This window comes from Corynebacterium sp. HMSC068G04 (genome assembly GCF_001814885.1).
GTDB classification, from domain to species: domain Bacteria; phylum Actinomycetota; class Actinomycetes; order Mycobacteriales; family Mycobacteriaceae; genus Corynebacterium; species Corynebacterium hiratae.
In genome coordinates this window covers 1-323 of sequence record NZ_KV818351.1, presented here as the reverse complement: position 1 = coordinate 323, position 323 = coordinate 1, and positions in this window count along the sequence as shown.

Sequence of the window (323 nt, the reverse complement as noted above, 5' to 3'; positions counted from 1 at the left end):
ATAGGGTTTTTGGACATGGAGTCCGGTGTCTTTTTGGACACGGAATCCATGGAGGTCTTGGACACTTCTAGCGATTTATGGTTGTTGCCTGCGTTTCGGCCGGGGTTTGGATAGTTTCGGGTTCATCCGTGGTGGTTGGCGGTGTTTCATTCCTTCAACGAGGTTGATGTTGATCTGACCACCTGGTGGTCTGTGACTCAACGTGATCGGCAGTGGCACGCTGAAGAGGAATTCACCGTCATGGGCCGTGTAGAACTCCGCAACGTTATCGGCTGTGACCGTGGAGTAGAGCGGACCTGACCCCTGTTAGGTAGACACCTGAT